Origin of the sequence: Streptococcus sp. KHUD_011, from assembly GCF_046352925.1 — a bacterium.
GTDB lineage: Bacteria > Bacillota > Bacilli > Lactobacillales > Streptococcaceae > Streptococcus.
The window spans coordinates 457,282-482,676 of the sequence record NZ_CP157578.1 but is presented as its reverse complement, the minus strand read 5'-3'; the positions used below and the strand labels follow the sequence as shown (position 1 = coordinate 482,676).

Genomic DNA, 25,395 nt, shown 5'->3' with positions numbered 1-25,395 from the left:
GTTTCTATTCCATAGAAGACATGGTTATTGAAAGAGTAATACAAACTAAACTAGCTTAATCTCTCTTCTAATTTGAAATCGATTGGCAGAGTTGCTAGAAACCGTTCCAATTGTTTTTCCCAATAATACCACTCGTGAGTTCCAGCGCTATGGCTATAGGTCATGTCAAATCCCAGTTTTTTAAGATTATTCACTGCTAGATTATTGGCTTCGTACAAGAAATCCTGTTCACCACACCAAGCCCAAAGCTTGGTCTTTTTATCCGATTTTTTAGCCAGACTTTCTAGAGAATAGGGACTAGTTGTCCAATCTTTAATCTCCCCAAACACACCTCTCCAATAAGCCGGTGTTCCCAGATTTTGGCTCTCAGGAGAAAAATCTTGAAAACTAAGAGCACCTGAAAAACTAGCTGCATGAGAAAAACGATTTGTAGCAAGAGCCAATTTGAAACATCCATAGCCTCCCATAGAGAGACCAGCGATAAAGGTCTTTTCACGCTTGCTTGTCATGTTAGGGAAGAAGCGTTTTAGAACCTGTGGCAATTCCTCTGCTAGAGCTGTGTAATAGTCAAAACCATACTGAGTATCTGTGTACCAACCGTTGCTGGTATTGGGCATAACAACGATAAGATTGGTTCCTCGAAGTAAGCGTTCTACGTTGGTCCGCTTGAGCCAACTATTATGATTACCAGACATCCCGTGCAAGAGGTACAAGACTGGAATGTCTTTACAATCTGGTTCTTCCACTCGATTAGCATCAGGATAGAGGACATTCACTCCCCACTCCATATCCAAAACTTGTGAGTAATACTCGATTTTCATTACTGCCATAATTTTTCCTCTATTTTTCTATAAGAAAAAGCCGAAATTCGACTTTCTCTCCGTTTATTTCATCGCTTATTTTGCTTCCATGACTACTGGTAAAATAGCTGGACGACGCTTAGTTTGATCAAAGAGATACTTGGTCAGATTATCACGAACCTTCCCTTTAAGATCTGCCCAGTCAAAGTCATCTCCTTGAAGATAGTCTTCTACCGTCTGATTAATCAATTCTGAACTTTCACGGAGAATATCACGGCTCTTCTTGAGATAAACAAATCCACGCGTGTGAACACGAGCCTTGGCCACAATTTTCTTCTCACGACGGTTAACGGTGATTGCGACGATGAAAATTCCATCTTCTGACAAGACCTTACGGTCACGAAGAACCACATTACCAACATCACCAATGGCATTCCCGTCAATCAAGACATCCCCTGCCGAAACCGCGCCAGCTGGGACAAAATCGCCATTCTCATAAGCCATGCTTGTTCCCTTTTTAGGGATGAAAATGCGTTCTGGCAACATACCTACTGCCATAGCAGCCTTAGCATGAGCATCCAACTCACGGTATTCTCCTTGAATTGGGAAGAGATACTTGGGTTGCAAGAGGTTAATCATCAACTGCAAATCACGCGCATTTCCGTGACCTGACACACGCAAGCTTTGAGTGATCAGTTTGACAACCCCGCCAGCTTGGTAAATCATGTTCTCCACACGCGCCATGACCGCCTCTTTGGCGATAGACGGAGTCGTTACGATATAGACCAAGTCACCATCCTTAATTTCCACATAACGGTGGCGACCAATCGACATCTTGCGAAGACCGTTGATAGGCTCACCCATACGGCCTGTCTCAAGAATAATCAACTCATGGTCTTCAAAACGAGACATATCTTTTGGCTTAATCAAAAGACTTTCGTTAGCTAGAGACAATTTCTTGAGACGAATAGCGGTGCGGACGATATTTTCAATATCAAATCCTGTCAAAACCACACGACGACCTGTTGCATCCGCAGCGTCAAACACCTGCTGGATACGAGAGAGGTTGCTGGCTACCGCCGCAACAATGATACGACCATCCCAATCCGAAATGGTTTGAGTGATCTCATCCCCAACTTCACTTTCACTAGCCACTTGGATATTGCTATCTGCATTGGCTGAATCGCTAAGAAGAGCTAGAACTCCATCACGACCGATTTCTGCCAAACGAGCGAAGTCTGTCGCATAGGATTCGCTAGCTGTCTGGTCAAATTTGAAGTCACCTGTATAAACGATGCTACCTTCGGCTGTCTTCAAGACAACACCCAAACTTTCTGGGATAGAGTGAGTCGTACGGAAGAAGGAAACCACAGTCCCGCCAAAATCAATCTCCGTATCTTCATCGATAACATGAAAATCATTGAATTTCTTAACTGTGTCATTTCCCTTGACAAAGAGTTTGGCCAACTCAATGGTCAACTCAGAGCCAAATACAGGTACCTTGGCTTCAGCCAAGAGATAAGGCAGAGCACCAATGGCATCCGCATGCCCGTGAGTCAAGAAAACCCCAGCAATACGATCGCTATTTTCAAAAAGGTAGTCCATATTTGGAATAACGACGTCCACCCCTAGTTGTTCATTTTCAGGGTATTTCAGACCTGCATCCAAAACGAAAATAGACCCGTCGATTTCAGCGATATACATATTTTTCCCATTTTCACGTACACCACCAAGTGTTGTTAAACTGATATTACTCATTTTTCCTCCGAAAGCTTAGTTTATCTTGATTATAGGGTTGCTTGCCCTCTTATTCTAAAAGCACTATTACTTTTATACTCTTCGAAAATCTCTTCAAACCACGTCAGCTTCGCCTTTGATTATATATGTGACTGACTTCGTCAGTCTTATTTACAACCTCAAAGCAGTGCTTTGAGCAACCTGCGGCTAGCTTCCTAGTTTGCTCTCTGATTTTCATTGAGTATTAGCCGAATCTTTTCCTACCATTATACCATTTTTTTGATGATTTTCAAAATGAAGATTTGTTTTCAAAAAAGAGCTGGTTTCCCAACTCTTTCCTATCTGCTATTCTTTTTTCATTAAAAAGTCATAAATTTCTTGCACGGTACCCAACGCCATCATTTCTTGGTCTTTGACGGTTTGTTTGAGATTTTGGTAAATCTGACTTTCTCCGATTTCCCGCTTTGGTGCCTCTTTATTCACTGTCATGACACCATCTTTGATTGTCACAAAGCCTAGTTCTTCAAATACTTGAATCATCTTGACCAGCAAGATTTGTTGGATATTGAGATAGGCCGCCAAATCCTTGAGTTTATAGCGAATATCAAACTCTGGAAACTGGTAGATGGTCTTGTACAATTTTGCAAACTGCTCTCTAGTCCCATAGCCTGTTAGATAGTAGGCCTTGTCAATATCATTTTTGAAATAGACAGCAGAGAAATTCTGTTCCTGAAAAATGGTCTTCAGCTGAGTAATATCCTCAGGAATGGTTTTTACAACAACAGCTTCACTATTTAATAAATCTGGAAGTTCTCCAACAAAATCCAAGACTGGAACCCCTTCTGGCAAGACTGCATTCTTCCCACGGATGTTAAAAAGTTGAACACCCTCCACACGCGCATCCACCATCATCAACTGCAGGGCAGTTTGGCCATTCCATTGGTTGACAGACAATTTGACTGCCAGCTCTAGATTCTTGGTTTGAGAAAACTCTGACGCCCATCTGCCTTGACCAAAGGCTACCACTTCAAAACTCGCCTCACCCTTGGAAATTTTCAGCTTGAGATGGGCATTGCCTGCCCCCATGGTACGAGCACTTTCGACATGAAAATCTCTGATATAAAAGATTGGTTTTTGATTGTCCATGCCAAAAGGTGCCAAACGTTCAAAACTTTTGACCGTTTCCAAGCTAAGTGTCTCCAAATCCAGTTCTTCATCTAGATTTAACTTGTTCTTGCCAGCAGCATCTGCACCTTTTTCACGAACATACTCTTCCAAGACTTGAGATAAATCTGAAAGTTTCTCAACTTCCAGCGTCATCCCAGCTGCACCAGCATGGCCACCAAAGGCGATAAAGAGGTCTCGATGGGGATCCAGCGCCTCAAAAATATCGACCGCTTCCACACTACGAGCACTACCCTTTGCACGACCGTCCTCTATATTGAGAACGATGACTGTCTGCCCTAGTTCTTCCAACAAACGACCAGCCACGATTCCTAGAACTCCAGGATTCCAGCCTTCCTTAGCCAAGACTTGGACCTTCTTCTCAGGATCCACCATGGTCTTAGCTTCTTCATAGATAGACTGGACGATTTCCTTGCGCTCTTCGTTTTTCTGATGAATCATGAGAGCAATCTCATGCGCTTCCTCATCATCAAATCCTGTCAGTAAATCAATAGCGGGATTAGGATCATCTAGACGTCCCAAGGCATTCAGACGAGGGGCAATCTGGAAACCAACCGTTTCTTCTGTCACTTCGTTGGTGGCAATCCCAGCCATATCCATCATTTCTTGTAGACCAATGCGCTGAGTATGCCCCAGCATTTCTAAACCATATTGAACCAAGATACGGTTTTCATCCGTCAAACTCACCATATCTGCAATAGTTCCGATAGCGACCAAATCAAGCAATTCCACTTGTACTTCTTCTAAAAGGGCACAAGCCAGCTTGAAGGCCACTCCGCAACCAGCCAAATATTTGAAAGGATAGTTCGCATCCGGATGTTCAGGATGGACAATGGCATAGGCATCAGGGAGGGTTTCAGGCATGGAATGGTGGTCAGTCACAATGACATCCACTCCCATAGACTGGGCCAATTCAATAGCCTCATGACCAGCAACCCCATTATCCACTGTCACAATCAAGGAAATTCCTTCTTGCTCGATAAAATATTTGTAAACACTGGTATTAGGTCCATAGCCATCAGTGAAACGATTGGGCAAGTAAACCCGACACTCGGCACCAAGCTGTTCCAAACTTTCCTTAACAATAGAAGCCGAAGTCATGCCATCCGCATCGTAGTCTCCGTATATGAGGATATTTTCCCCTTCTTCAATGGCCTGACGAATCCGTTCCACTGCCTTATCCATATCATGGAGCAGATAAGGGTCATGCAAGTCCTCCAAAGAAGGCTCCAAAAATTTCTTTAAACTTTCTTGGTCCCGAATCCCTCTTTCAAATAATAAACGAGCCACCTCAGGACCCAGCCCAGCCTTCTTGGCTATCTTTGTAAAATCCGCATCTTCTACCTGCGGGGCAAACTGCCATTCATAAGTAGGTGTTATCAAAAAGACATCCACTCTTTCTAAGAATTCTATTGCTTCATTATAACATGATTTAGACTTTTTCTCTATCCTGATTGCTTTGTACGAAAATTTTACTAACTTTTTTCTGATATGATTTGACAAGATAAATCTTTTGGTGTAGAATCATGTTATAAAATCTAACACAAAGGAGATTCCTTATGGCTTTAGTAGAATTTGAACACGTCGAAAAATATTACGGAGACTACCATGCACTCCGCGACATCAATCTCCGTTTTGAAAAAGGGCAAGTTGTTGTTCTCCTAGGCCCTTCTGGTTCTGGGAAGTCCACTCTTATCCGCACCATCAATGGTTTGGAGGCTGTAGACAAAGGAAGTCTTCTAGTAAATGGTCACCAAGTTGCTGGTGCCAGTCAGAAAGATTTGGTTCCGCTTCGTAAGGAAGTCGGCATGGTTTTCCAGCATTTCAACCTCTATCCGCACAAAACAGTGTTAGAAAACGTAACACTCGCACCTATAAAAGTTCTAGGAATTGATAAAGAAGAAGCTGAAAAAACAGCCCAAAAATACCTAGAATTTGTAAATATGTGGGACAAAAAAGATTCTTATCCGGCCATGCTATCTGGTGGACAAAAACAACGAATTGCCATCGCACGTGGCCTCGCTATGCATCCGGAACTCCTCCTCTTTGATGAACCAACATCTGCCCTTGATCCTGAAACCATCGGCGATGTTCTAGCAGTTATGCAAAAATTAGCCCACGATGGTATGAATATGATTGTCGTTACCCATGAAATGGGCTTTGCCCGTGAAGTTGCTGACCGTATCATCTTTATGGCTGATGGAGAAGTGTTGGTGGATACGACAGATGTTGATGACTTTTTCGACAATCCAAGCGAACCTCGTGCCCAACAATTCCTCAGCAAAATCATCAACCATGAAAGTGACAAAGTCAAATAAGGAGGCGCCTATGAAAAAAAAATTCTTTTTATCCGCATTATTGATCAGCCTTTTCGGACTTGCTGCTGCAAAACAAGTTCAGGCTGATACCAGTGTCGCAGCTATTCAAAAGAGAGGCGAGCTAGTTGTCGGTGTGAAACAAGACGTTCCCAATTTTGGTTACAAGGATCCCAAGACAGGAACCTATTCTGGTATTGAAACCGACTTGGCCAAGATGGTAGCAGATGAGCTTAAGGTCAAGGTTCGCTATGTACCTGTTACAGCGCAAACTCGTGGACCCCTCCTAGATAATGAACAGGTCGATATGGATATCGCAACCTTCACCATCACAGACGAACGCAAAAAACTCTACAACTTCACAAGCCCCTACTACACGGACGCTTCTGGCTTTTTGGTCAATAAATCTGCAAAAATCAAAAGTATTGAGGACCTAAACGGAAAAACCATCGGTGTTGCCCAAGGTTCCATTACCCAACGCCTGATTACCGAGCTCGGTAAAAAGAAAGGCCTGACCTTTAAATTCGTCGAACTTGGCTCCTACCCAGAATTGATTACTTCTTTACACGCTCATCGAATTGATGCCTTTTCCGTTGACCGTTCTATCCTATCTGGCTACATCAGTAAGCGGACAGAACTACTAGATGATAGTTTCAAGCCATCTGACTACGGTATCGTTACTAAGAAATCAAATACAGAGCTCAACGACTATCTTGATAACTTGGTCACTAAATGGAGCAAGGATGGTAGTTTGCAAAAACTTTATGACCGTTACAAGCTCAAACCATCTAGCCATAATGCAGATTAAGGAGGATACCCCATGACAGATTTATCATCTTGGACAGCCTATTTTCAGGATTTTGGACAATTTTTCAATGGTTTCCTCTTCACCCTTGCCCTAGCGATTGGATCCTTTATCCTCGCCATGGTCTTGGGAATCTTCTTCGGAGCTATGTCGACCAGTAAACGTCCAATTTTGCGCATTTTAGCTCGTATCTTTGTCGAATTTTATCAAAATACTCCCCTCTTGGTGCAGTTTGTTATCGTTTTTTATGGTTTGCCTCTTATTAGTGACCATATCATCATGATTCCGATTTATTGGACAGCTGTACTCTGTGTAGGACTCTATCACGGTGCCTATATCGCTGAGGTTATTCGCTCAGGTATTCAGTCTATTCCTAGCGGTCAGATGGAGGCCGCCTTGTCACAAGGTTTTACCTATATCAGTGCCATGCGTTTGATTATCTTGCCTCAAGCTTTCCGTATTATCCTCCCTCCTTTGACCAACCAAATCGTCAACCTCATCAAGAATACCTCTACAGTCGCTATCATCTCTGGAGTTGATTTGATGTTTGTGACTAAGTCTTGGTCAGCTCTTAACGGAAACTACATTCCAGCCTTTCTAGGTGCTGCCCTTCTCTACTTTGCTCTTTGCTTCCCTGTTGCCCAGTTTGGTCGCAAGATGGAGCAAGCTAACAAAAAAGCCTATTCGCTTTAGGAGGTTACTATGGAATCCATTTTAGAAGTTTTAACCCCAGATAACCTAGTCTTTATCTTTAAGGGATTTGGCTTGACCCTCTACATTTCTCTAATTGCCATCGTCCTCTCTACCCTTATCGGGACAGTGCTAGCCGTCATGAGAAATGGGAAAAATCCTGTCTTACGCATCATCTCCAGCATTTATATCGAGTTTGTACGTAACGTTCCCAACCTTCTCTGGATTTTCACTATCTTTTTAGTTTTCAAAATGAAATCCACACCGGCAGGAATCACTGCCTTCACTCTCTTTACATCAGCGGCTCTAGCTGAGATTATTCGAGGCGGTCTCAATGCTGTGGACAAGGGGCAATACGAAGCAGGAATGTCACAAGGCTTCACCTCAGCCCAAATCCTCTACCACATCATTCTCCCACAAGCAATTCGTAAAATGTTGCCAGCCATCATTTCTCAGTTTGTAACCGTGATTAAGGATACCAGTCTTCTCTACTCTGTTATCGCCCTACAAGAACTCTTTGGAGCCAGCCAAATTCTCATGGGACGTTATTTCGAACCAGAGCAAGTGTTTAGTCTTTATATCCTGATTGCCCTCATCTACTTCAGCTTCAACCTAGCAATTTCGAGCCTATCTCATATGCTAGCCAAACGTTGGCAACAAGCTGCAGAATAATACTCTTCGAAAATCAAATTCAAACCACGTCAGCTTCACCTTGCCGTACTCAAGTACAGCCTGCGGCTAGCTTCCTAGTTTGCTCTTTGATTTTCATTGAGTATAAACAGCCACTCTCCAGTTCAATTGGAGAGTTTTTTTTGATGAGAGTAGATATTTATAGAACTCAATTTGACACCATACTTTTTCTATGATAAAATGTAACAAATTTATTTACAACAAATCAAAATCTAAATGAAATGGAATTTTCTATGAAATCAATCAAAGGACTACTCTTTATCATAACTAGTTTTGTCTTGACTATTTTGACTTGGATGAGCACTTCTCCCCAATTCATGATTCCAGGACTAGCTTTAACAAGCCTATCTCTGACCTTTATCCTCGCCACTCGTCTCCCCCTACTAGAAAGCTGGTTTCACGGTTTGGAGAAGGTCTATACTGTCCACAAATTCACAGCCTTTCTCTCCATCATCCTACTAATCTTTCATAACTTTAGTATGGGCGGTTTGTGGGGCTCTCGTTTAGCTGCTCAGTTTGGTAACCTTGCCATCTATATCTTTGTCAGTATCATCCTTGTCGCCTATTTAGGCAAATACATCCAATACGAAGCTTGGCGATGGATTCACCGTCTGGTTTATCTAGCTTATATTTTCGGACTCTTTCATGTCTACATGATGATGGGCAATCTCCTCCTTACATTTAATCTTCTAAGTTTTCTTGTTGGTAGCTATGCCCTTTTAGGATTACTGGCTGGTTTTTATATCATCTTCCTTTATCAAAAGATTGGCTTCCCCTATCTAGGGAAAATTACCAATCTCAAACGCTTAAATCACGATACTAAAGAAATTCAAATCCATCTTAGCAGACCTTTCAACTATCAATCAGGACAATTTGCCTTCCTAAAGATTTTCCAAGAAGGCTTTGAAAGCGCTCCGCATCCTTTTTCTATCTCAGGAGGTCATGGTCAAACTCTTTACTTTACTGTTAAAAATTCAGGTGACCATACCAAGAATATCTATGACAATCTTCAAGTCGGCAGCAAAGTAAGCGTAGATAGAGCTTACGGACACATGAACATAGAAGAAGGACGAGAAAATCAGGTTTGGATTGCTGGAGGTATTGGAATAACCCCCTTCATCTCTTACATCCGTGAACATCCTATTTTAGATAAACAGGTTCACTTCTACTATAGCTTCCGTGGAGAGGAAAATGCAGTTTATATAGATTTGCTCCGTGACTATGCTCAGAAAAATACTAATTTTGAACTCCATCTAGTAGACAGTAGGAAAGACGGCTATCTTAATTTTGAACAAAAAGAAGTGCCCGAACATGCAAGCGTCTATATGTGTGGTCCTCTTTATATGATGAAGTCACTCGCCAAACAGATTAAGAAAGAAAATCCAAAAGCAGAGCTTATTTACGAAGGATTCAAGTTCAAATAATCAATCATACTCTCCTGGAAATTCCCAGGAGTTTTTTCTGTCCAAACACTCAAAAAACACTGCCAGATTTCTAGCAGTGTTTTGAGTTTCATTTATTTTAGTAGACTGTTTTTTCAGTTTCTACATCGAAGAAGTGTGCTTTGTTCAAGTCAAATCCAAGTTCAACTGTTGCACCTGTTTGCAAGTAGTCACGAGCATCAACTTTGGCAACAAATTCATCTTTACCAACTTGGCAGTAAAGGTGAGATTCTGAACCAAGCAATTCTGATACAGAGATAGTAGCTTTGACAACTGATTCTGGGAATGTTTCAAGGAAAGCAGGTTCTGCATTCACATCTTCTGGACGGATACCGAAGATCAATTCTTTACCTTCGTAGCCTTTTTCACGAAGAACTTTCAATGCTCCTTCTGGAACTTTCAAACGGAAACCGTCTGAAATAATTTCGCTACCAACCAATTTCACATTGATGAAGTTCATAGCTGGGCTTCCGATGAATCCTGCTACGAATTTGTTAACTGGGTTTTTGTAAACTTCTTGAGGAGTGCCGATTTGTTCTACACGTCCGATAGTACCTGTACCAGCAGGGTTCTTAGTTGCTGACATGATAACGATACGGTCTGCAAGTGTCATCGCTTCTGTTTGGTCGTGAGTTACGTAGATAGTTGTAGCTCCGATACGACGGTGGATTTTAGCGATTTCAGCACGCATTGATACACGAAGTTTGGCATCCAAGTTTGACAAAGGTTCGTCCATCAAGAATACTTTTGCATCACGGACAATCGCACGACCCATGGCAACACGTTGACGTTGACCACCTGAAAGGTCAGCTGGTTTACGATCCAAGAATTCTTTCAAACCAAGGATTGCTGCTGCTTCTTGCACACGTTTGTCGATGTCTTCTTTGCTGTATTTACGCAATTTCAAACCGAAAGCCATGTTGTCATAAACAGTCATGTGTGGGTAAAGAGCGTAGTTTTGGAATACCATGGCGATGTCACGGTCTTTTGGAGCTACGTCGTTGACAACCACGCCATCGATAGATGCAGTACCTTCTGTGATGTCTTCAAGACCAGCAATCATACGAAGAGTTGTTGATTTACCACATCCTGAAGGACCTACAAAAACTATAAACTCTTTGTCTTTGATGTCCAAGTTGAAGTCTTCAACTGAGTAGTGTTCGCTGTTTGGATATTTTTTGTAAATGTTTTTAAGATTCAATTCTACCATGAGGTGAACTCCTTTTGTCTTTTGATAGTTTTATTATAGATGAAAACGCTTTACATTTCTATGGCAAGATGACCAAAAAAATAAAAAAGTTCTGTGCAACTTGCACAAAACTTTAGAGAATATCTGGTAAAATCAACTGATAGCACAAGGTCAGGTCAGTCAATTCCTTCAATTGAAGCCCTGTCAACTCTTCCCATTTATCAATCTTGTATTGGAGAGAATTGCGGTGCAGATAGAGTTGCTGGGCTGTTTTTGTTAGAACAGCACTATTTTCCCAAAGAGAGAGAATGATTTCCTGAATCTGGTCCTGATCCAAGATCATCTGGTGCAAGCATTCTTTAATGACTCTCAGGTCCACAAATCTTTCCCCCATACTCCAAAGATAGAGCTGAGAAAAAGTATGAACACCTTGGTGACCCTGACGCCACCAAGTCTTAAACAAATCCCGCTCCACTTTAATCAAGTCTGATAGGGCTTGATGTCCCGTCTGAGACCAAACCTGACCCAACATGATAGATAGACGCAGTCCAAAATCATACTCAACCGCTTCAATCGTATCACTTAAAATAGCTCGTACAGAGGTATGTCTATCTTGTTGAAGCACGAAAACATAATCCTGAGCTCCTACCTGAAGCACTGTCTGACAGTTAGGAAATAGAGTCCGCATCATATCCAACCAAGAAGCTAGATTTTCCTGCTGAAAATAGGAAAGATGACAATAGGCCAACTGAATCTTTTTAAAAGTTTGTGGTGCCTGCCCTTTGCCCTCAATAAGATAGGAATACCAAGGATTGAGCGAACGAGCCTGCTCCTGCTGGGTCAAAAGGGCAACCAACTGCTTTTCACGCTCGCTGAGCTCAGCCTCCTCCAGCAAAATCCACTGCTGAGAAGCTAAAGGGAGTGTGAGATAGCCTTCTTTCTCTACTGGTTGGTCTGAAATCTGAGCTTCAGGAAACCAGTCTTGTAATTCTTTTGCCATCATGTCCTAGCCCTCCACTTTTTGGATGCACCACGAAATCAAGCTCTCAAGACGTTCCAGATTTTCAGTCATATGGAGATAGCCCATGACTGCTTCAAAACCTGTGGACATACGGTAGGTCACCACATCAGCATTTTTGGCCTTGGTGTGGCTATTGGTATTGCGGCCACGTTTGTAGATTTCTTCTTCTTTTTCCGTTAAGACTTGCTCCTCCAACATAAGGGAAATCAGGCGAGCCTGAGCCTTGGCTGAGACATACTTGGTCGCCTCTTGGTGGAGTTTATTGGGCTTGGTCATGCCTTTGAGGATGAGGTGACGACGAATATACATAGAATACACCGCGTCCCCCTCAAAAGCTAACGCAATCCCGTTAATGAGATTGACATCAATCACGTGTCCACCTCACTCCATCTTTGGTGTCAAGGAGCTTAATCCCTTGAGCAGCCAATTGGTCACGGATCTGGTCCGCTGTCGCAAAGTCACGATTGGCACGCGCTTCTTGGCGTTTTTGAATCAAGGATTCGATCTCAGCGTCCAAAACTTCCTCAACAAAGACAATTCCAAAGACTTCTAACATATCCGCAAGAGCTTGCTTAACACTTACATCATAATTGCCAGAGTTAATCCACTTGGCCATTTCAAAGACTACTGTAATACCGTTGGCAGAGTTGAAATCCTCATCCATAGCTGCTACAAACTTGTCTTTAAAAGCTTGTAACTCTTGGGTATCCACGTTTCCTGTAAATGGTTGTTCGTAAGTGTTCTTTAGATACTTGAGATTAGTCTCTGCATCACGCACTGCCTTTTCTGTAAAGTTGATAGGCTTGCGATAATGTTGAGTCGCAAAGAAGAAACGAAGCACTTGCCCATCGAGGGTTTTAAGGGCATCATGTACGGTAATAAAGTTGCCCAAGGACTTGGACATCTTGACATTGTCGATATTGACAAAGCCATTATGCATCCAGTAGTTGGCAAAGGTCTTACCTGTTTTGGCTTCTGACTGGGCAATTTCATTGGTGTGGTGTGGAAACTCTAGATCGGCTCCACCACCGTGGATATCGATGGTATCACCTAAAATCTCTGTCGACATGACCGAACACTCAATATGCCAGCCCGGACGACCAGGCCCCCAAGGACTGTCCCAAGAAATCTCGCCTGGTTTAGCAGATTTCCATAGAGCAAAGTCTACCGGATTTTCCTTGCGAGCCGTTTCTTCATCGGTACGACCTGAAGCGCCTAGCTCCAAATCTTCCAAGGTTTTATTAGCCAACTTGGCATAGTTGTGGGATTTTTCCACACGGAAGTAAACATCCCCTTGACTCTCGTAGGCAAAGCCTTTTTCAATCAAGTCTTCCACAAAACGAATGATGTCAGCCATAAACTCCACTACACGCGGATGGCGAGTCGCAGGTTTGACACCCAAGGCCGTCACATCCTCACGAAAGGCAGCGATGTACTTGTCCGCAACCTCCTGAGGCGTGATTCCTTCTTCCTTGGCACGGTTGATAATCTTATCATCCACATCCGTAAAATTGGAAATATAGGCAACCTCGTAGCCACGGTATTCGAAATAACGACGAATGGTATCAAAAGCCACCGTTGAACGAGCATTCCCCACGTGGATATAGTTGTACACCGTTGGCCCACAGACATACATCTTAACCTTACCATCCTCAATCGGGACAAATTCTAGTAAATCACGAGACATGGTGTCATAAATTTTAATCATAAAATAATAGTCAGGAAAACCAAAATCAAAGAACACTTAGTTTCATCACTAAGAGTTCAATTCAATTTCAGTCCGAATCTCTCTAGACTTCGGAATCCCTTGCTCCTTTCTCATTCAGATAAACCACCTGGGTCTGTTTGACAAAGCCGATCTTTTCATATAAGCGTTTAGCACCTACGTTGCTGTCCTCTACTGCAATCTGAAATTCCTTATCATTTTGCTCAATCAGTTGGTTGACTAGGGATTTTGCTAAATAGCTTCCATAGCCTTTTCCACGTTCAGGTTCCGATATTGCTAAACCGTAGAAATAATTCGTATCGCTCGATAAATCAACTGTACAAGTTCCAATAACCTGACCGTCTTTTAACAAAATATATAGGCGACTTTCTGGATCCTTCAGAGCTTCAGCGACATATCTATCCACAACTTCTCTCGATTCATGTTCCTCTGAAAATGCCTGAAATTTTAACTGACTAATTTGATCCTGATAGGAACGATCTGCTAACAAAACTTCAAGATTGGAAACAGTTGCTAACGGATAAGGTTTTCTATCCTTACCTAACCAAGTTTCTGTCTCTTCATCCTCGACCAATCCCCAGTTGCTGACAAAATCAGGATAACTATCTAGAAAAACACGCTCTGTCTGAAAAGTAACTGAACGAATCGGAAAAGAAGCTGTTTCTCTCTCAAAACTAGTAAGCAATGCACGTGCAATTCCCTGACGGCGATGAGCTGGATGAACCAGTATCGTCACTTCTACATCTTGATCATCTGCATAGACAGTTAATAAACCAACAAGTTCGCCTTTTTCATAATAAAGGAAAAAGGCGGGCATGTTTGGGTCAAAATTAAGCATGTTAGAGAGATAGGGTTCACGATAGGTACCGTCATAGTTTTGACAACAGTTAATTAGTTTTTTCGCCTCAGATAACTCCTCTTGGCTTAACTCACTCCTTGCTTGAATCATATAGATATCCTCTACAACCCAGACGATCTGTGACTGGCTTCTTTAGCCTGCTCCAGTTTATTGACATAGTACTCTCGTTTTTCTTCGACTTCGTGAATGACCGGCTCATCCTTCTTACCATGAAGGCGGACAATCTTAGCAGGAATACCGACAACCGTCACATCGCTAGGAACATCTGCAACAACAACCGCTGCAGCACCGACTTTGGCATTTTCACCGATTTCTACCGGTCCAATGACTTGAGCATGAGCAGAGATGAGAGCTCCCTTTCGCACGGTCGGATGGCGTTTGCCAACATCCTTACCAGTTCCACCAAGAGTTACTCCGTGGTAAAGCATAACGCCTTTTTCAACAATCGCTGTCTCCCCAATCACCAGACCAGAACCATGGTCGATAAAGACACCTGAATCAATATGAGCACCTGGATGAATCTCAATCTGAGTCCAAAAGCGCCAAAACTGACTGTGCATACGAGCCAAGAGTTTAAAGCCGTGATTCCAGAGAAAATGTGAAAGACGGTGGGCCGCCAAGGCTTTGACACCTGGATAAGTCAGTAAAACCTCCAAAGTGGTGCGGGCCGCTGGATCATTTTCTTTTACGATATCAATGGTTTCGCGCCACCATCCCATACATTTCTCCTTTTCTTATTCTGAATCTTTTGGTGTTTCTGTAAATTCTTTCTTAGGTTTGTGGTCCTTGTGATGACGTGGGCGGTGAGGACGCTCAGACTTCTCACCCTTTTCATCATGCTCAGGCTTTGGTGGACGAGGAAGAAGAGCTTTCATAGAAGCATCCACACGTCCTTTTTCATCAATCTTGATAACCTTAACATCAACTTCGTCTCCGATGGCTACCAAGTCTTCGACATTATTAGTACGCGTCCAAGCCATCTCCGAGATATGAACAAGGGCATCTGTCTTATCAAAGAGGTTGACAAAAGCACCAAATTTCTCGATACGAACGACTTTAGCACGGTAAACTTCGTCCACTTTGGCTTCACGAACCAAACCAGCAATAATTTCTTTAGCACGGTTAATAGCATCTTGGTCGCTAGAGTAGATAGACACATTTCCTTCTTCGTCGATATCAATCTTAACGCCTGTTTCAGCGATAATCTTGTCGATGGTTTCTCCACCCTTACCGATGACAATCTTAATCTTGTCCACATCAATCTTGATGGTATCAATTTTCGGAGCAGTTGGAGCCAATTCTGGACGAACTTCTGAAATAGTTGCTTCAATCACATCAAGGATTTCAAAACGCGCTTTCTTGGCTTGAGCAAGTGCTTCTGTCAAGATTTCTGCAGTAATCCCTTGAATCTTGATATCCATTTGAAGGGCTGTAATCCCGTCACGAGTACCTGCAACCTTAAAGTCCATATCTCCAAAATGATCTTCCAAACCTTGGATATCTGTCAAGACTGTATAGTTGTTTCCATCTGAGATAAGTCCCATTGCAATACCAGCTACTGGCGCCTTGATTGGCACACCACCAGCCATAAGGGCAAGAGTTCCCGCACAGATAGAAGCTTGAGATGAAGAACCATTTGATTCCAAGACTTCTGCTACCAAGCGGATAGCATATGGGAATTCTTCCAAACTTGGCAAGACTTGAGCAAGAGCACGCTCACCAAGGGCACCGTGACCGATTTCACGACGACCTGGCGCACCATAACGGCCAGTTTCCCCTACAGAGTATTGAGGGAAGTTATAGTGGTGCATAAAGCGTTTCTTGTACTCTGGATCCAAACCATCAATGATTTGAGTTTCTCCCATTGGAGCCAAGGTCAAGACTGAAAGAGCCTGAGTTTGTCCACGAGTGAAAAGACCAGAGCCATGCACACGAGGAAGGAAGTCAACAACCGCATCCAAAGGACGGATTTCATCGACCTTACGACCATCAGGACGTACCTTATCTTCTGTAATCAAACGGCGTACTTCAGCGTGCTCCATTTGTTCCAAGATTTCAGCCACATCACGCATGATACGGTCAAATTCTTCGTGGTCTGCATATTTTTCTTCGTAAACGGCAGTCACTTGGTCTTTCACTGCTTGAGTTGCAGCTTCACGGGCCAATTTTTCTTCTACTTGAACAGCTTTTTGGAGGTCGCTGTTGTAGGCTTCGATAATTTCAGCTTGCAAGTCAGCGTCCACATGAAGCAATTCCACTTCTGCTTTTTCCTTACCAACAGCTGCAACGATTTCTTCTTGGAAGGCAATCAATTCTTTGACTGCTTCATGTCCTTTAAGAAGGGCTTCCAACATGATTTCTTCTGACAATTCTTTGGCACCAGACTCAACCATGTTGATAGCGTGTTTGGTACCAGCTACTGTTAATTCAAGAAGAGAACGCTCTGCTTGTTCTTGACTTGGATTGATGATGATTTGGCCATCTACATAGCCCACTTGTACCCCAGCGATTGGTCCGTCAAACGGAATATCTGAAATAGAAAGCGCCAAGGATGAACCAAACATAGCTGCCATAGGTGCAGAAGCATTTTCATCATAAGAAAGCACGGTGTTGATGACTTGTACTTCATTACGGAAACCTTCTGCAAACATAGGACGGATTGGACGGTCAATCAAACGCGCCGTCAAGGTCGCATCTGTTGAAGGACGTCCTTCACGTTTCATAAAGCCACCAGGAAACTTCCCAGCTGCATACATTTTTTCTTCGTAGTTGACTTGAAGAGGGAAGAAATCCCCAGTTGCCATTTTCTTAGACATAACGGCTGCAGTCAAGACAGTTGACTCACCGTAACGCACGACAACTGCGCCATTTGCTTGCTTAGCAACCTGACCAGTCTCTACGATTAACTCACGACCCGCAAAAGTCGTTTGAAACACTTGTTTTGTCATTTTAATCCCCTTTGGATTGATGAAATTATACGCCTTGCCTACAAAGATCAGGATACAAAGGGCGTGAAGAATCCCGTATGAAAATAGGAGATTGACGCAGTGTGCGATGCACACTAGGAAATCTATCTTTTTCACTAGGGATTTAGCCCGTGTTCAACTATTAGATACTTTGAAAAGTTTAAAAATATTATTCTTTAGTATTTTTCCTTTTTATAGCAGATTTGAATAGTTAAAAATCTGTTTATACCCTCATCTTTGTATCAAGTACGTACAGAGTCTATTTTATCATATTTTTCTTAAAAAGTGCGGCCTTTACCATTAAAAAGGAACCATTCCCCTCACCTGAGAAGAATGGTTTGCTTTTTATTATCTTAGAGACTGGTGATTAAACAAGGCATGTGTTGCTTGGTGGATGTATTTTGCTGTTTCTGCATTGTTCATAGTGTAGAGATGCACACCTGCAACATCCTGAGTTACCAAGTCCACGATTTGATCCACTGCATAGGCAAGTCCTGCTGCTCTGAGCGACTCAGGGTCATGCTCATACTTGTCTAAGATGGCTTTAAATTTGCGTGGAAGATGGATATTCTCACAAGTCTTCAAGAGGCGGAGAGCCTGATTTCGATTCAGAATTGGCATAATCCCTGCATGAATGGGAACATCAATCCCAGCCAAGATGCACTTGTCTTGGAAATCGTAGAAGCGCTCATTGTCAAAGAAAAGCTGAGTTACAAGACTCGAACAACCTGCATCCACTTTCTTCTTAAGATTTTGAATATCTGAAATCTGATTTGGCGAATCTGGGTGTCCTTCTGGATAGCAAGCACCAACAATATCAAAGTGAGGGGCTTGTTCCTTGATGAACTCGATCAAGTCAGTTGCGTAGCGGAAATCCTTTTGTGGTTCCACATCTGGAATAATATCCCCACGAAGAGCCAAGATTTTCTGCACCCCAACCTTGTCCAAGTCAGCAATGGTTTCAGCAACCTTGTCCTTAGTCAAATAGATAGCTGGCAAGTGGGCAATGGTCGGAATCGTCAAGTCATTTTGGATAAAATCAGCCAAACGGACCGTCGTTTCCTTGATATTAAATTTATTATTGCTGGCAGTTACACTGATAAAGTGAGGAGCCAACTCCTGCATATCTTGAAGAGCAGAAATAATGTTATCGTTACCCACGGCTGGGTTGGGAGGGAACACTTCAAATGAGAGTGACGGTGTTTGGCGTGACATAGTCATTATCCTTTTCTAGTTGATTTTTTCGTTAGCTGGATTCCTAGAATCCAAGTGAAACAGGCAGATTGACCAAACAGCGCTTCTTGAGAAATCTTTATCTTACAATTTCTCACGCGCAGCTTTAGCTGCTTCAACAAGGCGGATCAAGCTTTCTTTTGTTTCTGGAATACCACGTGTTTTCAAACCACAGTCAGGGTTGATCCAAACTTTCTTGCTTGGCACTTTAGCAAGGATGGCTTCGATTGTATTGTCGATTTCGCCTTCATTTGGCACACGAGGTGAGTGGATATCGTAAACCCCAGGTCCCACTTCTGTTTGGAAGTTTTTCGCTTTGAGTTCGTCCAAGATTTCAAGGTTTGAACGGCTAGCCTCAAATGAGATAACGTCTGCATCCATGTTGTCGATAGCTGGGATGATATCTGTAAATTCTGAGTAACACATGTGAGTGTGGATTTGTGTGTCTGGCGCTACTGTTGAGTGTACCAATCGGAAGGCTGGAATAGCCCAGTCAAGGTAGTCTTCGTACCAGTCGCTACGACGGAGTGGCAATTTTTCACGAAGAGCAGCCTCGTCGATTTGGATGATTTTCACACCAGCAGCTTCAAGGTCAAGTACTTCATCCTTGATAGCAAGGGCGATTTGAAGAGTAGAATCCTTGATAGAGATGTCTTCACGTGGGAATGACCAGTTGAGGATAGTAACAGGTCCAGTCAACATACCTTTAACAGGTTTGTTTGTACGGCTTTGTGCATAGCTAGACCATTTAACAGTGATAGGGTTAAGACGAGTTACATCACCCCAAATGATTGGTGGTTTAACCCCACGCATACCGTATGACTGTACCCAACCATTTTTAGAGAAGAGGTAACCTGACAAGTTTTGACCGAAGTACTCAACCATGTCATTACGCTCAAATTCACCGTGAACAAGGACATCAAAGTCGATATCTTCTTGCCATTTGATCCATTCATCGATCGTTTCAGCAAGGAAAGCGTCGTACTCTTCTTGAGACAATTCACCTTTACGGTAAGCCAAACGTTTCGCACGAACTTCTTTAGTTTGAGGGAATGAACCGATAGTTGTTGTTGGAAGAGCTGGAAGTTTGAATGCTTCTTCTTGGATAGCTTCACGTTCTGCAAAGGCTGGTAAACGAGTGTAGTCTGCGTCTGTCAAGCCAGCGATACGCGCACGAAGTTCAGCATTTTCACCCACACGCTCAGTCGCAAAGAGTTCTTTGTTAGCTGCAAGTGCTTCTTCACCTTGACCATTGCGGATAGCATCCAAATCACGAATCTCATCCAATTTTTCAACTGCAAAGGCAAAGTGGTTCAAGATTGCTGGTTCAAATTCTTCATTAGCAGTTGTAAATGGCACATGAAGAAGTGAGCATGAGCTTGTCAAGACAATGTTTTCAGCTGGGATTTGTTCAAGAACAGCCAAGCTCTTTTCATAGTTGTTACGCCAGATGTTTTTACCATTGACAATACCTGCGTAGAGAGTCTTGTCAGCTGGGAAGCCACCTTTAACCAATTCAAGAGTTTTCTTACCTTCAACGAAGTCCAAACCGATAGCATCTACTGGCAAGTTTACAAGGTCAGCGTAAACGTCACGAACGTCACCGAAGTAAGTTTGAAGCAAGACTTCAAGACCTTTTTTGTCAGCCAAAAGTTTGTTGTAGAGGTTCAAGAAAAGTGCTTTTTCTTCAGCTGTCAAGTCTTTAACAAGAGCCGCTTCATCCAATTGGATACGAGTTGCACCAAGTTCAGCCAATTTTGCAAAAACTTCTTGGTAAGCAGCAACTAAGCTGTCTACGAAGTCTTCTGCTTTCACACCTTCTTCAAAGTCTGACAATTGAAGGAAAGTGAATGGACCTACAAGAACTGGGCGAGTGTTCAATCCAAGTTCTTTTGCTTCTTGGAACTCATCAAAGATTTTGTGACCAGCCAATTTTACTTGGGTATCTTTTTCAAATTTAGGAACGATGTAGTGGTAGTTGGTATTGAACCACTTCTTCATTGGAAGGGCGCGAACGTCCCCTTTTTCTCCTTGGTAACCACGTCCCAAAGCGAAGTAGCGCTCAAGGTCAGACAAGTCCAAGTTTTGAACTGAAGCAGGTACCACGTTGAAAAGGAAAGCTGCATCTAGGAAGTTGTCATAGTGAGAAAAGTCATTTGATGGAATTTCAGTGATGCCTTTTTCTTTGACAATGTTCCAGTGTTTAGCACGCAATTCTTTTGCTGCTGAAAGGAGTTCTTCTTCTGAGATTTCTTTTCTAAAGTATTTTTCAGTTGTAAATTTTAATTCGCGGAATTCGCCCAAACGAGGGAAACCGATGATTGTAGTTGACATGATGTGTCCTCCAAAATTTGTTGTTGAAACTATCTTAACAGAAAAGAAATCATCTGTATAATTGTAAAAAATTAGGCTTTGATATAGTTTGAAACTATATCTCTGTTTTGGACAAAAGAAAAAGACTTGAGACAAATGCCTCAAATCCTTTGTGTAGCTTGTTTTTTTACTATATTTCAGTTAGACTGATCAAACACGTTATTAGTAATTCTTATAAGTGACTATGGCTTGTTATTAGAAAAGACTATAGGTTGATTTTTCTTTTGTAATTCTGATATTCCCCTGAAAAGTGCGGACGGGAGCAACTTACTTCGTAATTTCATCCCTAATTTTTGAGCCAGAATGTCTCAAAAATTCCGTTCTAGATAATAATAAATTATTATCTAGAATACCACTATAGCGGGAAATATCCGCTAAAAGCTCACTTCGTTCGCACTTGATATAAATAAAGCATAATTTTTCTATATTATACACTTGAGGTACTATAACTGTTAAATTTGTTAAAGTTTTCCAACTTCTTCCTATCCACTCTTTCTCTGTTCGAGGGGGACGATTGCTAGTGTCTTTCCTAAACTGGCTAAAACTTTCAAGACTGTATCCAACTGGGGGCTAGTCTTTCCTGTTTCCATCCTAGCTATGACAGGTTGACTCACTCCACTGAGTTCTTCTAGCTTTTTCTGGCTGATTCCTTGCTCATGTCTGGCTTCAATCAACTCACTCATGATAGCCACTCGCATATCACTTTCAAGGATTTCCTCCTTGGTAAAGAGTTCTGACCGGACATCCTTCCAGTTACTTCCAATAGCACTATTCTTCATCACTTAACCCTCTTTCTTTTAAGTCCTTCAGTTCACGCTTGGCTTTTTCAATTTCTCTTCTAGGAGTTTTCTGAGTCTTTTTGACAAAATGATGTAAAAGAACAAAACTACCATCAAGCCACGCTATAAATAAAATTCGATTTCTCAAAGGTCTTAGTTCCCATATCTCATCTTCCAAGTGTTTCATATAGGGTTCCCCAGCTCTCGTCCCATGCTGACTAAGCAACTCGATATAGTCATTTAGTTTATTGAGTTTGATGCGACTATCCTTACTTTTCTGACTAGCCAATTCTCTCATATAATCCAAAACTGGCTCGTTTCCTTTTTTGTCCTTATAGAAGTAAATCGTATGCACCAAGCAACCTCTTTCTAATTAAATTATAACTCAAAAGTTATTAAAAGTAAATCTGAACACTCATAAAAAGAAGACCTTAGAAAAACTCTAAAGGTCTCATCTTTATTATTCGAAAAAATTAAGAGAAGAGTTATAAAGTGCTGTAATCCTTACGTTTACTCCAGCTCAATCCCCTTCTCTCGGAGATTTTCCAGGCACTCCTCAAAGTAGGCAGCATCATGCTCCTTGTAAATAGGGCTCGTCAAAGTCTCCTCAGGTAAATCCTCATAAGAAGGACAAATCTTACCACGATAGTTTTTATCCAACCACTCTGGACTGACCTTATAGCCTCGGTTAGCCATCTCCTTCATGATCAAGTCATGATAGGCATAGAGACGATAGGGCGAGTGGGTAAAGACATAGTCCACCGTTTCATGCTTTCTGCCCCAGCCATTGCCACGCAGGGCGCAACACTCTCGATGTTGCCCCAAGAGTTGAGGACGAGGAAGCTGTGAAATCAAAGCCTCATGCCAAAGTCTCATGGAAGTCTCCTTTCAGTAAAGTCGAATGTTGCAAGTAGGTATTTGGATAGCGATCAAGCAAGTCTCGAGTCTTAGTAATCAAGTCTGCCTGAGAAGCCTGACCAAATCGGTAGCGATCCAGCAAGAGCATGTAGTCCTTGCGCTCAGCATCTGTCGCTTTCTTTTTGAAATAACCCCAAATATGCTGAAAAGCATTGCAAACCTGACCCCTGTGTTCTGGAATCTGGCAGGCACGGTCAATCATCTCCTGAATCTGACTCACCTCCACCTCTTCATTCTTTAGATACTGACGAATCTCATTGTAAATATTGCTAGAATGACTCAAAACGAGGTATTTGTTTCTCGCCCAGAGTTGCTGGCAAAGGGCACGTTGGTTGTTATTTCCCATATTTCTCCTTACTTTCTACTAGCTCCCCGAAAATATGGAAACAAAGTTGTATCTTAAAAACGAGCGGAATATGAGCGAATCAATTACTCTCATCACCCTTCAAACTCTTTCAAAAACTTTTTAAGCTCGTCATCAGCTTCTGGTGTGGTTCCGTGGAGTTGACCGAGCATTTCGAGTAGGGAAGCTGTTTGGTTTTGGATTGCTTCATTTGTCATGTTAATCTTGCTGACGATATCTGTCAGTGGTTCGACTTCTTCTTCCTCAAAGGTATCTACATAGCGAGGGATATTGAGGTTATAGTCATTTTCGACGATTTCTTCATAGCTTGCGAGATGGGCAAACTTGTCAATCTCCTCACGAGACTTGTAGGCCTCTAAAATCTTCTCGATATGAGCATCTGTCATGATATTCTGGTTTTTCCCCTTATCAAACTCCTTAGAGGCATCGATAAAGTAAACATCACGGCTGGTACGGTTCTTTTTGAGAATGATGACTGTGGTCGGAATGCTGGTGTTAAAGAAGATATTGGCTGGAAGACCGATAACTGTATCAATGGCACCTTCTTCTAACAAGGCCTTACGAATGGTTCCTTCCGCATTGCCACGGAAAAGAACACCGTGTGGAAGGACGATAGCCATGACTCCGTTATCCTGCTTGAGGTGGTAATATCCATGCAAGAGAAAGGCAAAGTCAGCCTTGGACTGGGGTGCCAGTTTCCCAAAAGGCGAGAAACGAGGGTCCGCCATAAAGCCAGAGCTTGCTGACCACTTGGCAGAGTAGGGAGGGTTCATGAGAACACCGTCAAAGTTTGTCGGTTCTTGAGTCGGCCAGTCTTCATCTAGTGTATCGGCATTGTGGAGAAATTGATTCTCAACTGGAACACCGTGTAGAATCATGTTCATCCGAGCCAAGTTATAGGTTGAGGTATTGAGCTCCTGACCAAAGTAGACCACTGTCTGCGGTTTATGAGAGTATTTCTTGGCATTGAGCAAGAGAGAGCCAGACCCCATAGTCGCATCATAGATAGTAAATCCTAGCTGGTCCTCACGACCCAAAAAGGCAATCTGAGTCATGAGTTTGGCAACAGGCTGAGGTGTATAAAACTCACCAGCCTTCTTACCCGAGTCGGTCGCAAACTGACCAATCAGATACTCATAGGCATCCCCCAGCATATCACCAGCATGACCAGCCACATCTAACACAGCCAACTCCTTCATGACCGCCGCCACCGTTTGGTTTTGCTTTTGCGGAGTCGCCCCTAGCTTTTTGGAATAGAGATCAATATCTTCAAAGAGATTTTCATAGAGTTCGTCACTCTGCTCGATATCACGAAAACCCTGAGCCAAATCTTCCAGCTGGAAAGTCCCCTCATTGACACGTGCTACAAGAGCCGTAAAGGTCAACTCAGGCTTGATACTATAGTTGAGTTCGTCCTTCATAACTGCAAGAAGATCCTCGTGGGTATCCGCATCCTCATAGTAGTTACGATAAACCTCAAGGGCAGCCTCTAGACTCTCACTCCCCTCCTCCATAGTCTCCGCCACGAAAAAGAGCATCTTATCTGACAGGTACTTATAAAAAACCATACCCAAAAGATAGGACTTGTAGTCATTAGCATCCATCTTAGAGCGGAGAACATCCGCTGAGTTCCACAGGGCTTGGTAGAGCGACTGGGACGTTTGTGTTGTTTCCATAATATTTCTTTCTATCCTTAATCGTTTCAACAATACATAAAAATAGTTTAATTAGTTTTATCCAATACAATTGCTTTAAACTCTAAATAATCATATTTTGTAAATATATAATTCAATTGTGGTATATAATTATTCACTTTTACTATAGCGTTTAGCTCCATTTCTGTTAACGTATCTAATCTATAAGTTACAAATTCTCTTGTGTCTTCTATTATATTGTAACAGATATCGTAATAATCTCTTGAATAACTTTCGAAAAATTGTTGAAAAGACGTATTTACACAACGATTATACAAAGCTATCATCTCATTCAATGGTCCATCACAATATTTCAGAAAAGGTCGTATCATTCCACCTTTTTTAATCCCCATACCCTTATAGTATGTTTCTAATCTTTTAATGAATGGCAAATATTTCAAATAGTAATAATCTATTTCAAACTTTTGATTCTTAAGTTCTTCTTTTAAAATAGTTTTAAATTCTTTTTCAAGAGATTTTTTAAAATTTACTCTATCCCAAAATACAAATGCCAGAATTCCTAATATTACAGTCGCAACAAAACCTAGAGCAGCATAATAAGTATTAGTTAGTGAATTTACTGTATTTAATAATTCTTCATTACCCAAA

23 protein-coding genes are annotated in these 25,395 nt (G+C 42.2%); 5 read left to right on the top strand and 18 right to left on the bottom strand.

The window, feature by feature from the left end:
- Positions 1 to 50 precede the first annotated feature (50 nt).
- From ABKJ27_RS02335 to recJ, 3 genes are all read right to left on the bottom strand, one after another.
- Positions 51 to 830, bottom strand: coding sequence for an alpha/beta hydrolase (locus ABKJ27_RS02335; protein WP_004255501.1), 780 nt, complete (start codon positions 828 to 830; stop codon positions 51 to 53).
- A gap of 66 nt (positions 831 to 896) precedes the next feature.
- Positions 897 to 2,558, bottom strand: a complete 1,662-nt coding sequence (locus tag ABKJ27_RS02330; RefSeq protein WP_000065614.1) for a ribonuclease J — start codon at positions 2,556 to 2,558, stop codon at positions 897 to 899.
- 324 nt (positions 2,559 to 2,882) lie between these two features.
- Positions 2,883 to 5,105, bottom strand: coding sequence for a single-stranded-DNA-specific exonuclease RecJ (gene recJ, locus ABKJ27_RS02325; RefSeq protein ID WP_410011955.1), 2,223 nt, complete (start codon positions 5,103 to 5,105; stop codon positions 2,883 to 2,885).
- A gap of 176 nt (positions 5,106 to 5,281) precedes the next feature.
- Here recJ and ABKJ27_RS02320 point away from each other — a divergent pair, with 176 nt between their 5' ends.
- The 5 genes from ABKJ27_RS02320 (at position 5,282) to ABKJ27_RS02300 (ending at position 9,646) form a co-directional block, all read left to right on the top strand.
- Complete coding sequence (locus ABKJ27_RS02320) at positions 5,282 to 6,040, top strand: amino acid ABC transporter ATP-binding protein (protein ID WP_024057567.1); 759 nt, start codon at positions 5,282 to 5,284, stop codon at positions 6,038 to 6,040.
- 10 nt (positions 6,041 to 6,050) lie between these two features.
- A complete protein-coding gene (locus tag ABKJ27_RS02315) occupies positions 6,051 to 6,845 on the top strand; it encodes a transporter substrate-binding domain-containing protein (protein WP_261116869.1) in 795 nt (264 codons plus the stop codon).
- Between the two features lie 12 nt (positions 6,846 to 6,857).
- Positions 6,858 to 7,535 carry an amino acid ABC transporter permease gene (locus ABKJ27_RS02310; RefSeq protein ID WP_000131135.1) on the top strand — a complete coding sequence of 226 codons (678 nt, stop codon included), beginning with the start codon at positions 6,858 to 6,860 and terminating at the stop codon, positions 7,533 to 7,535.
- A 9-nt stretch (positions 7,536 to 7,544) separates the two neighbouring features.
- The gene (locus ABKJ27_RS02305) at positions 7,545 to 8,204 is read left to right on the top strand and encodes an amino acid ABC transporter permease (RefSeq protein WP_000443889.1); all 660 of its coding nucleotides are present in this window, start codon (positions 7,545 to 7,547) and stop codon (positions 8,202 to 8,204) included.
- A 251-nt stretch (positions 8,205 to 8,455) separates the two neighbouring features.
- Positions 8,456 to 9,646 carry a ferredoxin reductase family protein gene (locus ABKJ27_RS02300; protein WP_410011954.1) on the top strand — a complete coding sequence of 397 codons (1,191 nt, stop codon included), beginning with the start codon at positions 8,456 to 8,458 and terminating at the stop codon, positions 9,644 to 9,646.
- Between the two features lie 97 nt (positions 9,647 to 9,743).
- Here ABKJ27_RS02300 and ABKJ27_RS02295 read toward each other — a convergent pair whose 3' ends face one another.
- The 15 genes from ABKJ27_RS02295 to ABKJ27_RS02225 all read right to left on the bottom strand — a co-directional run bounded on the left by ABKJ27_RS02295 (position 9,744) and on the right by ABKJ27_RS02225 (position 25,394).
- Positions 9,744 to 10,874, bottom strand: a complete 1,131-nt coding sequence (locus tag ABKJ27_RS02295) for an ABC transporter ATP-binding protein (RefSeq protein WP_033686510.1) — start codon at positions 10,872 to 10,874, stop codon at positions 9,744 to 9,746.
- A gap of 112 nt (positions 10,875 to 10,986) precedes the next feature.
- Positions 10,987 to 11,856 (bottom strand): helix-turn-helix domain-containing protein, encoded by an 870-nt coding sequence (locus tag ABKJ27_RS02290; protein ID WP_410011953.1) that lies wholly within the window; start codon positions 11,854 to 11,856, stop codon positions 10,987 to 10,989.
- Between the two features lie 3 nt (positions 11,857 to 11,859).
- Entirely contained in the window at positions 11,860 to 12,246 is a 387-nt protein-coding gene (locus ABKJ27_RS02285; RefSeq protein ID WP_000567927.1) for a Mini-ribonuclease 3, read from the bottom strand.
- Complete coding sequence (gene cysS, locus ABKJ27_RS02280) at positions 12,239 to 13,582, bottom strand: cysteine--tRNA ligase (protein WP_371483933.1); 1,344 nt, start codon at positions 13,580 to 13,582, stop codon at positions 12,239 to 12,241. Before cysS ends, ABKJ27_RS02285 begins: the two co-directional genes overlap by 8 nt.
- Positions 13,583 to 13,664: 82 nt before the next feature.
- Positions 13,665 to 14,549: a GNAT family N-acetyltransferase gene (locus tag ABKJ27_RS02275; protein WP_410011952.1), complete on the bottom strand. Its 885-nt coding sequence runs from the start codon at positions 14,547 to 14,549 to the stop codon at positions 13,665 to 13,667.
- 11 nt (positions 14,550 to 14,560) lie between these two features.
- The gene (gene cysE, locus ABKJ27_RS02270; RefSeq protein WP_261053337.1) at positions 14,561 to 15,178 is read right to left on the bottom strand and encodes a serine O-acetyltransferase; all 618 of its coding nucleotides are present in this window, start codon (positions 15,176 to 15,178) and stop codon (positions 14,561 to 14,563) included.
- Positions 15,179 to 15,193: 15 nt separating this feature from the next.
- Positions 15,194 to 17,407, bottom strand: coding sequence for a polyribonucleotide nucleotidyltransferase (gene pnp, locus ABKJ27_RS02265; protein ID WP_410011951.1), 2,214 nt, complete (start codon positions 17,405 to 17,407; stop codon positions 15,194 to 15,196).
- 366 nt (positions 17,408 to 17,773) lie between these two features.
- Positions 17,774 to 18,640: a methylenetetrahydrofolate reductase [NAD(P)H] gene (metF, locus tag ABKJ27_RS02260; protein WP_084948120.1), complete on the bottom strand. Its 867-nt coding sequence runs from the start codon at positions 18,638 to 18,640 to the stop codon at positions 17,774 to 17,776.
- 102 nt (positions 18,641 to 18,742) lie between these two features.
- Positions 18,743 to 20,992, bottom strand: coding sequence for a 5-methyltetrahydropteroyltriglutamate--homocysteine S-methyltransferase (gene metE / locus ABKJ27_RS02255; RefSeq protein WP_084948050.1), 2,250 nt, complete (start codon positions 20,990 to 20,992; stop codon positions 18,743 to 18,745).
- 521 nt (positions 20,993 to 21,513) lie between these two features.
- Entirely contained in the window at positions 21,514 to 21,810 is a 297-nt protein-coding gene (locus ABKJ27_RS02250; protein ID WP_410011950.1) for a helix-turn-helix domain-containing protein, read from the bottom strand.
- Positions 21,800 to 22,165, bottom strand: a complete 366-nt coding sequence (locus tag ABKJ27_RS02245) for a type II toxin-antitoxin system RelE/ParE family toxin (RefSeq protein ID WP_238095769.1) — start codon at positions 22,163 to 22,165, stop codon at positions 21,800 to 21,802. The genes ABKJ27_RS02250 and ABKJ27_RS02245 overlap by 11 nt, the downstream gene beginning before the upstream one ends.
- A gap of 155 nt (positions 22,166 to 22,320) precedes the next feature.
- Entirely contained in the window at positions 22,321 to 22,686 is a 366-nt protein-coding gene (locus ABKJ27_RS02240; protein ID WP_261082149.1) for a TIGR02328 family protein, read from the bottom strand.
- Positions 22,670 to 23,074, bottom strand: a complete 405-nt coding sequence (locus ABKJ27_RS02235; RefSeq protein WP_261082151.1) for a YbgA family protein — start codon at positions 23,072 to 23,074, stop codon at positions 22,670 to 22,672. Before ABKJ27_RS02235 ends, ABKJ27_RS02240 begins: the two co-directional genes overlap by 17 nt.
- 92 nt (positions 23,075 to 23,166) lie before the next feature.
- Positions 23,167 to 24,768: a type I restriction-modification system subunit M gene (locus ABKJ27_RS02230; protein ID WP_410011949.1), complete on the bottom strand. Its 1,602-nt coding sequence runs from the start codon at positions 24,766 to 24,768 to the stop codon at positions 23,167 to 23,169.
- A 47-nt stretch (positions 24,769 to 24,815) separates the two neighbouring features.
- The gene (locus ABKJ27_RS02225) at positions 24,816 to 25,394 is read right to left on the bottom strand and encodes a hypothetical protein (RefSeq protein ID WP_410011948.1); all 579 of its coding nucleotides are present in this window, start codon (positions 25,392 to 25,394) and stop codon (positions 24,816 to 24,818) included.
- Between the last annotated feature and the right edge of the window lies 1 nt (position 25,395).

Excerpts from the sequence above, each read along its gene's own strand:
- ABKJ27_RS02335 (WP_004255501.1), bottom strand. The coding sequence starts at position 830 with ATGGCAGTAATGAAAATCGAGTATTACTCACAAGTTTTGGATATGGAG.
- ABKJ27_RS02330 (WP_000065614.1), bottom strand. The coding sequence starts at position 2,558 with ATGAGTAATATCAGTTTAACAACACTTGGTGGTGTACGTGAAAATGGG.
- ABKJ27_RS02320 (WP_024057567.1), top strand. The coding sequence starts at position 5,282 with ATGGCTTTAGTAGAATTTGAACACGTCGAAAAATATTACGGAGACTAC.
- ABKJ27_RS02315 (WP_261116869.1), top strand. The coding sequence starts at position 6,051 with ATGAAAAAAAAATTCTTTTTATCCGCATTATTGATCAGCCTTTTCGGA.
- ABKJ27_RS02310 (WP_000131135.1), top strand. The coding sequence starts at position 6,858 with ATGACAGATTTATCATCTTGGACAGCCTATTTTCAGGATTTTGGACAA.
- ABKJ27_RS02305 (WP_000443889.1), top strand. The coding sequence starts at position 7,545 with ATGGAATCCATTTTAGAAGTTTTAACCCCAGATAACCTAGTCTTTATC.
- ABKJ27_RS02300 (WP_410011954.1), top strand. The coding sequence starts at position 8,456 with ATGAAATCAATCAAAGGACTACTCTTTATCATAACTAGTTTTGTCTTG.
- ABKJ27_RS02295 (WP_033686510.1), bottom strand. The coding sequence starts at position 10,874 with ATGGTAGAATTGAATCTTAAAAACATTTACAAAAAATATCCAAACAGC.
- ABKJ27_RS02290 (WP_410011953.1), bottom strand. The coding sequence starts at position 11,856 with ATGATGGCAAAAGAATTACAAGACTGGTTTCCTGAAGCTCAGATTTCA.
- cysS (WP_371483933.1), bottom strand. The coding sequence starts at position 13,582 with ATGATTAAAATTTATGACACCATGTCTCGTGATTTACTAGAATTTGTC.
- ABKJ27_RS02275 (WP_410011952.1), bottom strand. The coding sequence starts at position 14,549 with ATGATTCAAGCAAGGAGTGAGTTAAGCCAAGAGGAGTTATCTGAGGCG.
- cysE (WP_261053337.1), bottom strand. The coding sequence starts at position 15,178 with ATGGGATGGTGGCGCGAAACCATTGATATCGTAAAAGAAAATGATCCA.
- pnp (WP_410011951.1), bottom strand. The coding sequence starts at position 17,407 with ATGACAAAACAAGTGTTTCAAACGACTTTTGCGGGTCGTGAGTTAATC.
- metF (WP_084948120.1), bottom strand. The coding sequence starts at position 18,640 with ATGTCACGCCAAACACCGTCACTCTCATTTGAAGTGTTCCCTCCCAAC.
- metE (WP_084948050.1), bottom strand. The coding sequence starts at position 20,992 with ATGTCAACTACAATCATCGGTTTCCCTCGTTTGGGCGAATTCCGCGAA.
- ABKJ27_RS02250 (WP_410011950.1), bottom strand. The coding sequence starts at position 21,810 with ATGAAGAATAGTGCTATTGGAAGTAACTGGAAGGATGTCCGGTCAGAA.
- ABKJ27_RS02240 (WP_261082149.1), bottom strand. The coding sequence starts at position 22,686 with ATGAGACTTTGGCATGAGGCTTTGATTTCACAGCTTCCTCGTCCTCAA.
- ABKJ27_RS02235 (WP_261082151.1), bottom strand. The coding sequence starts at position 23,074 with ATGGGAAATAACAACCAACGTGCCCTTTGCCAGCAACTCTGGGCGAGA.
- ABKJ27_RS02230 (WP_410011949.1), bottom strand. The coding sequence starts at position 24,768 with ATGGAAACAACACAAACGTCCCAGTCGCTCTACCAAGCCCTGTGGAAC.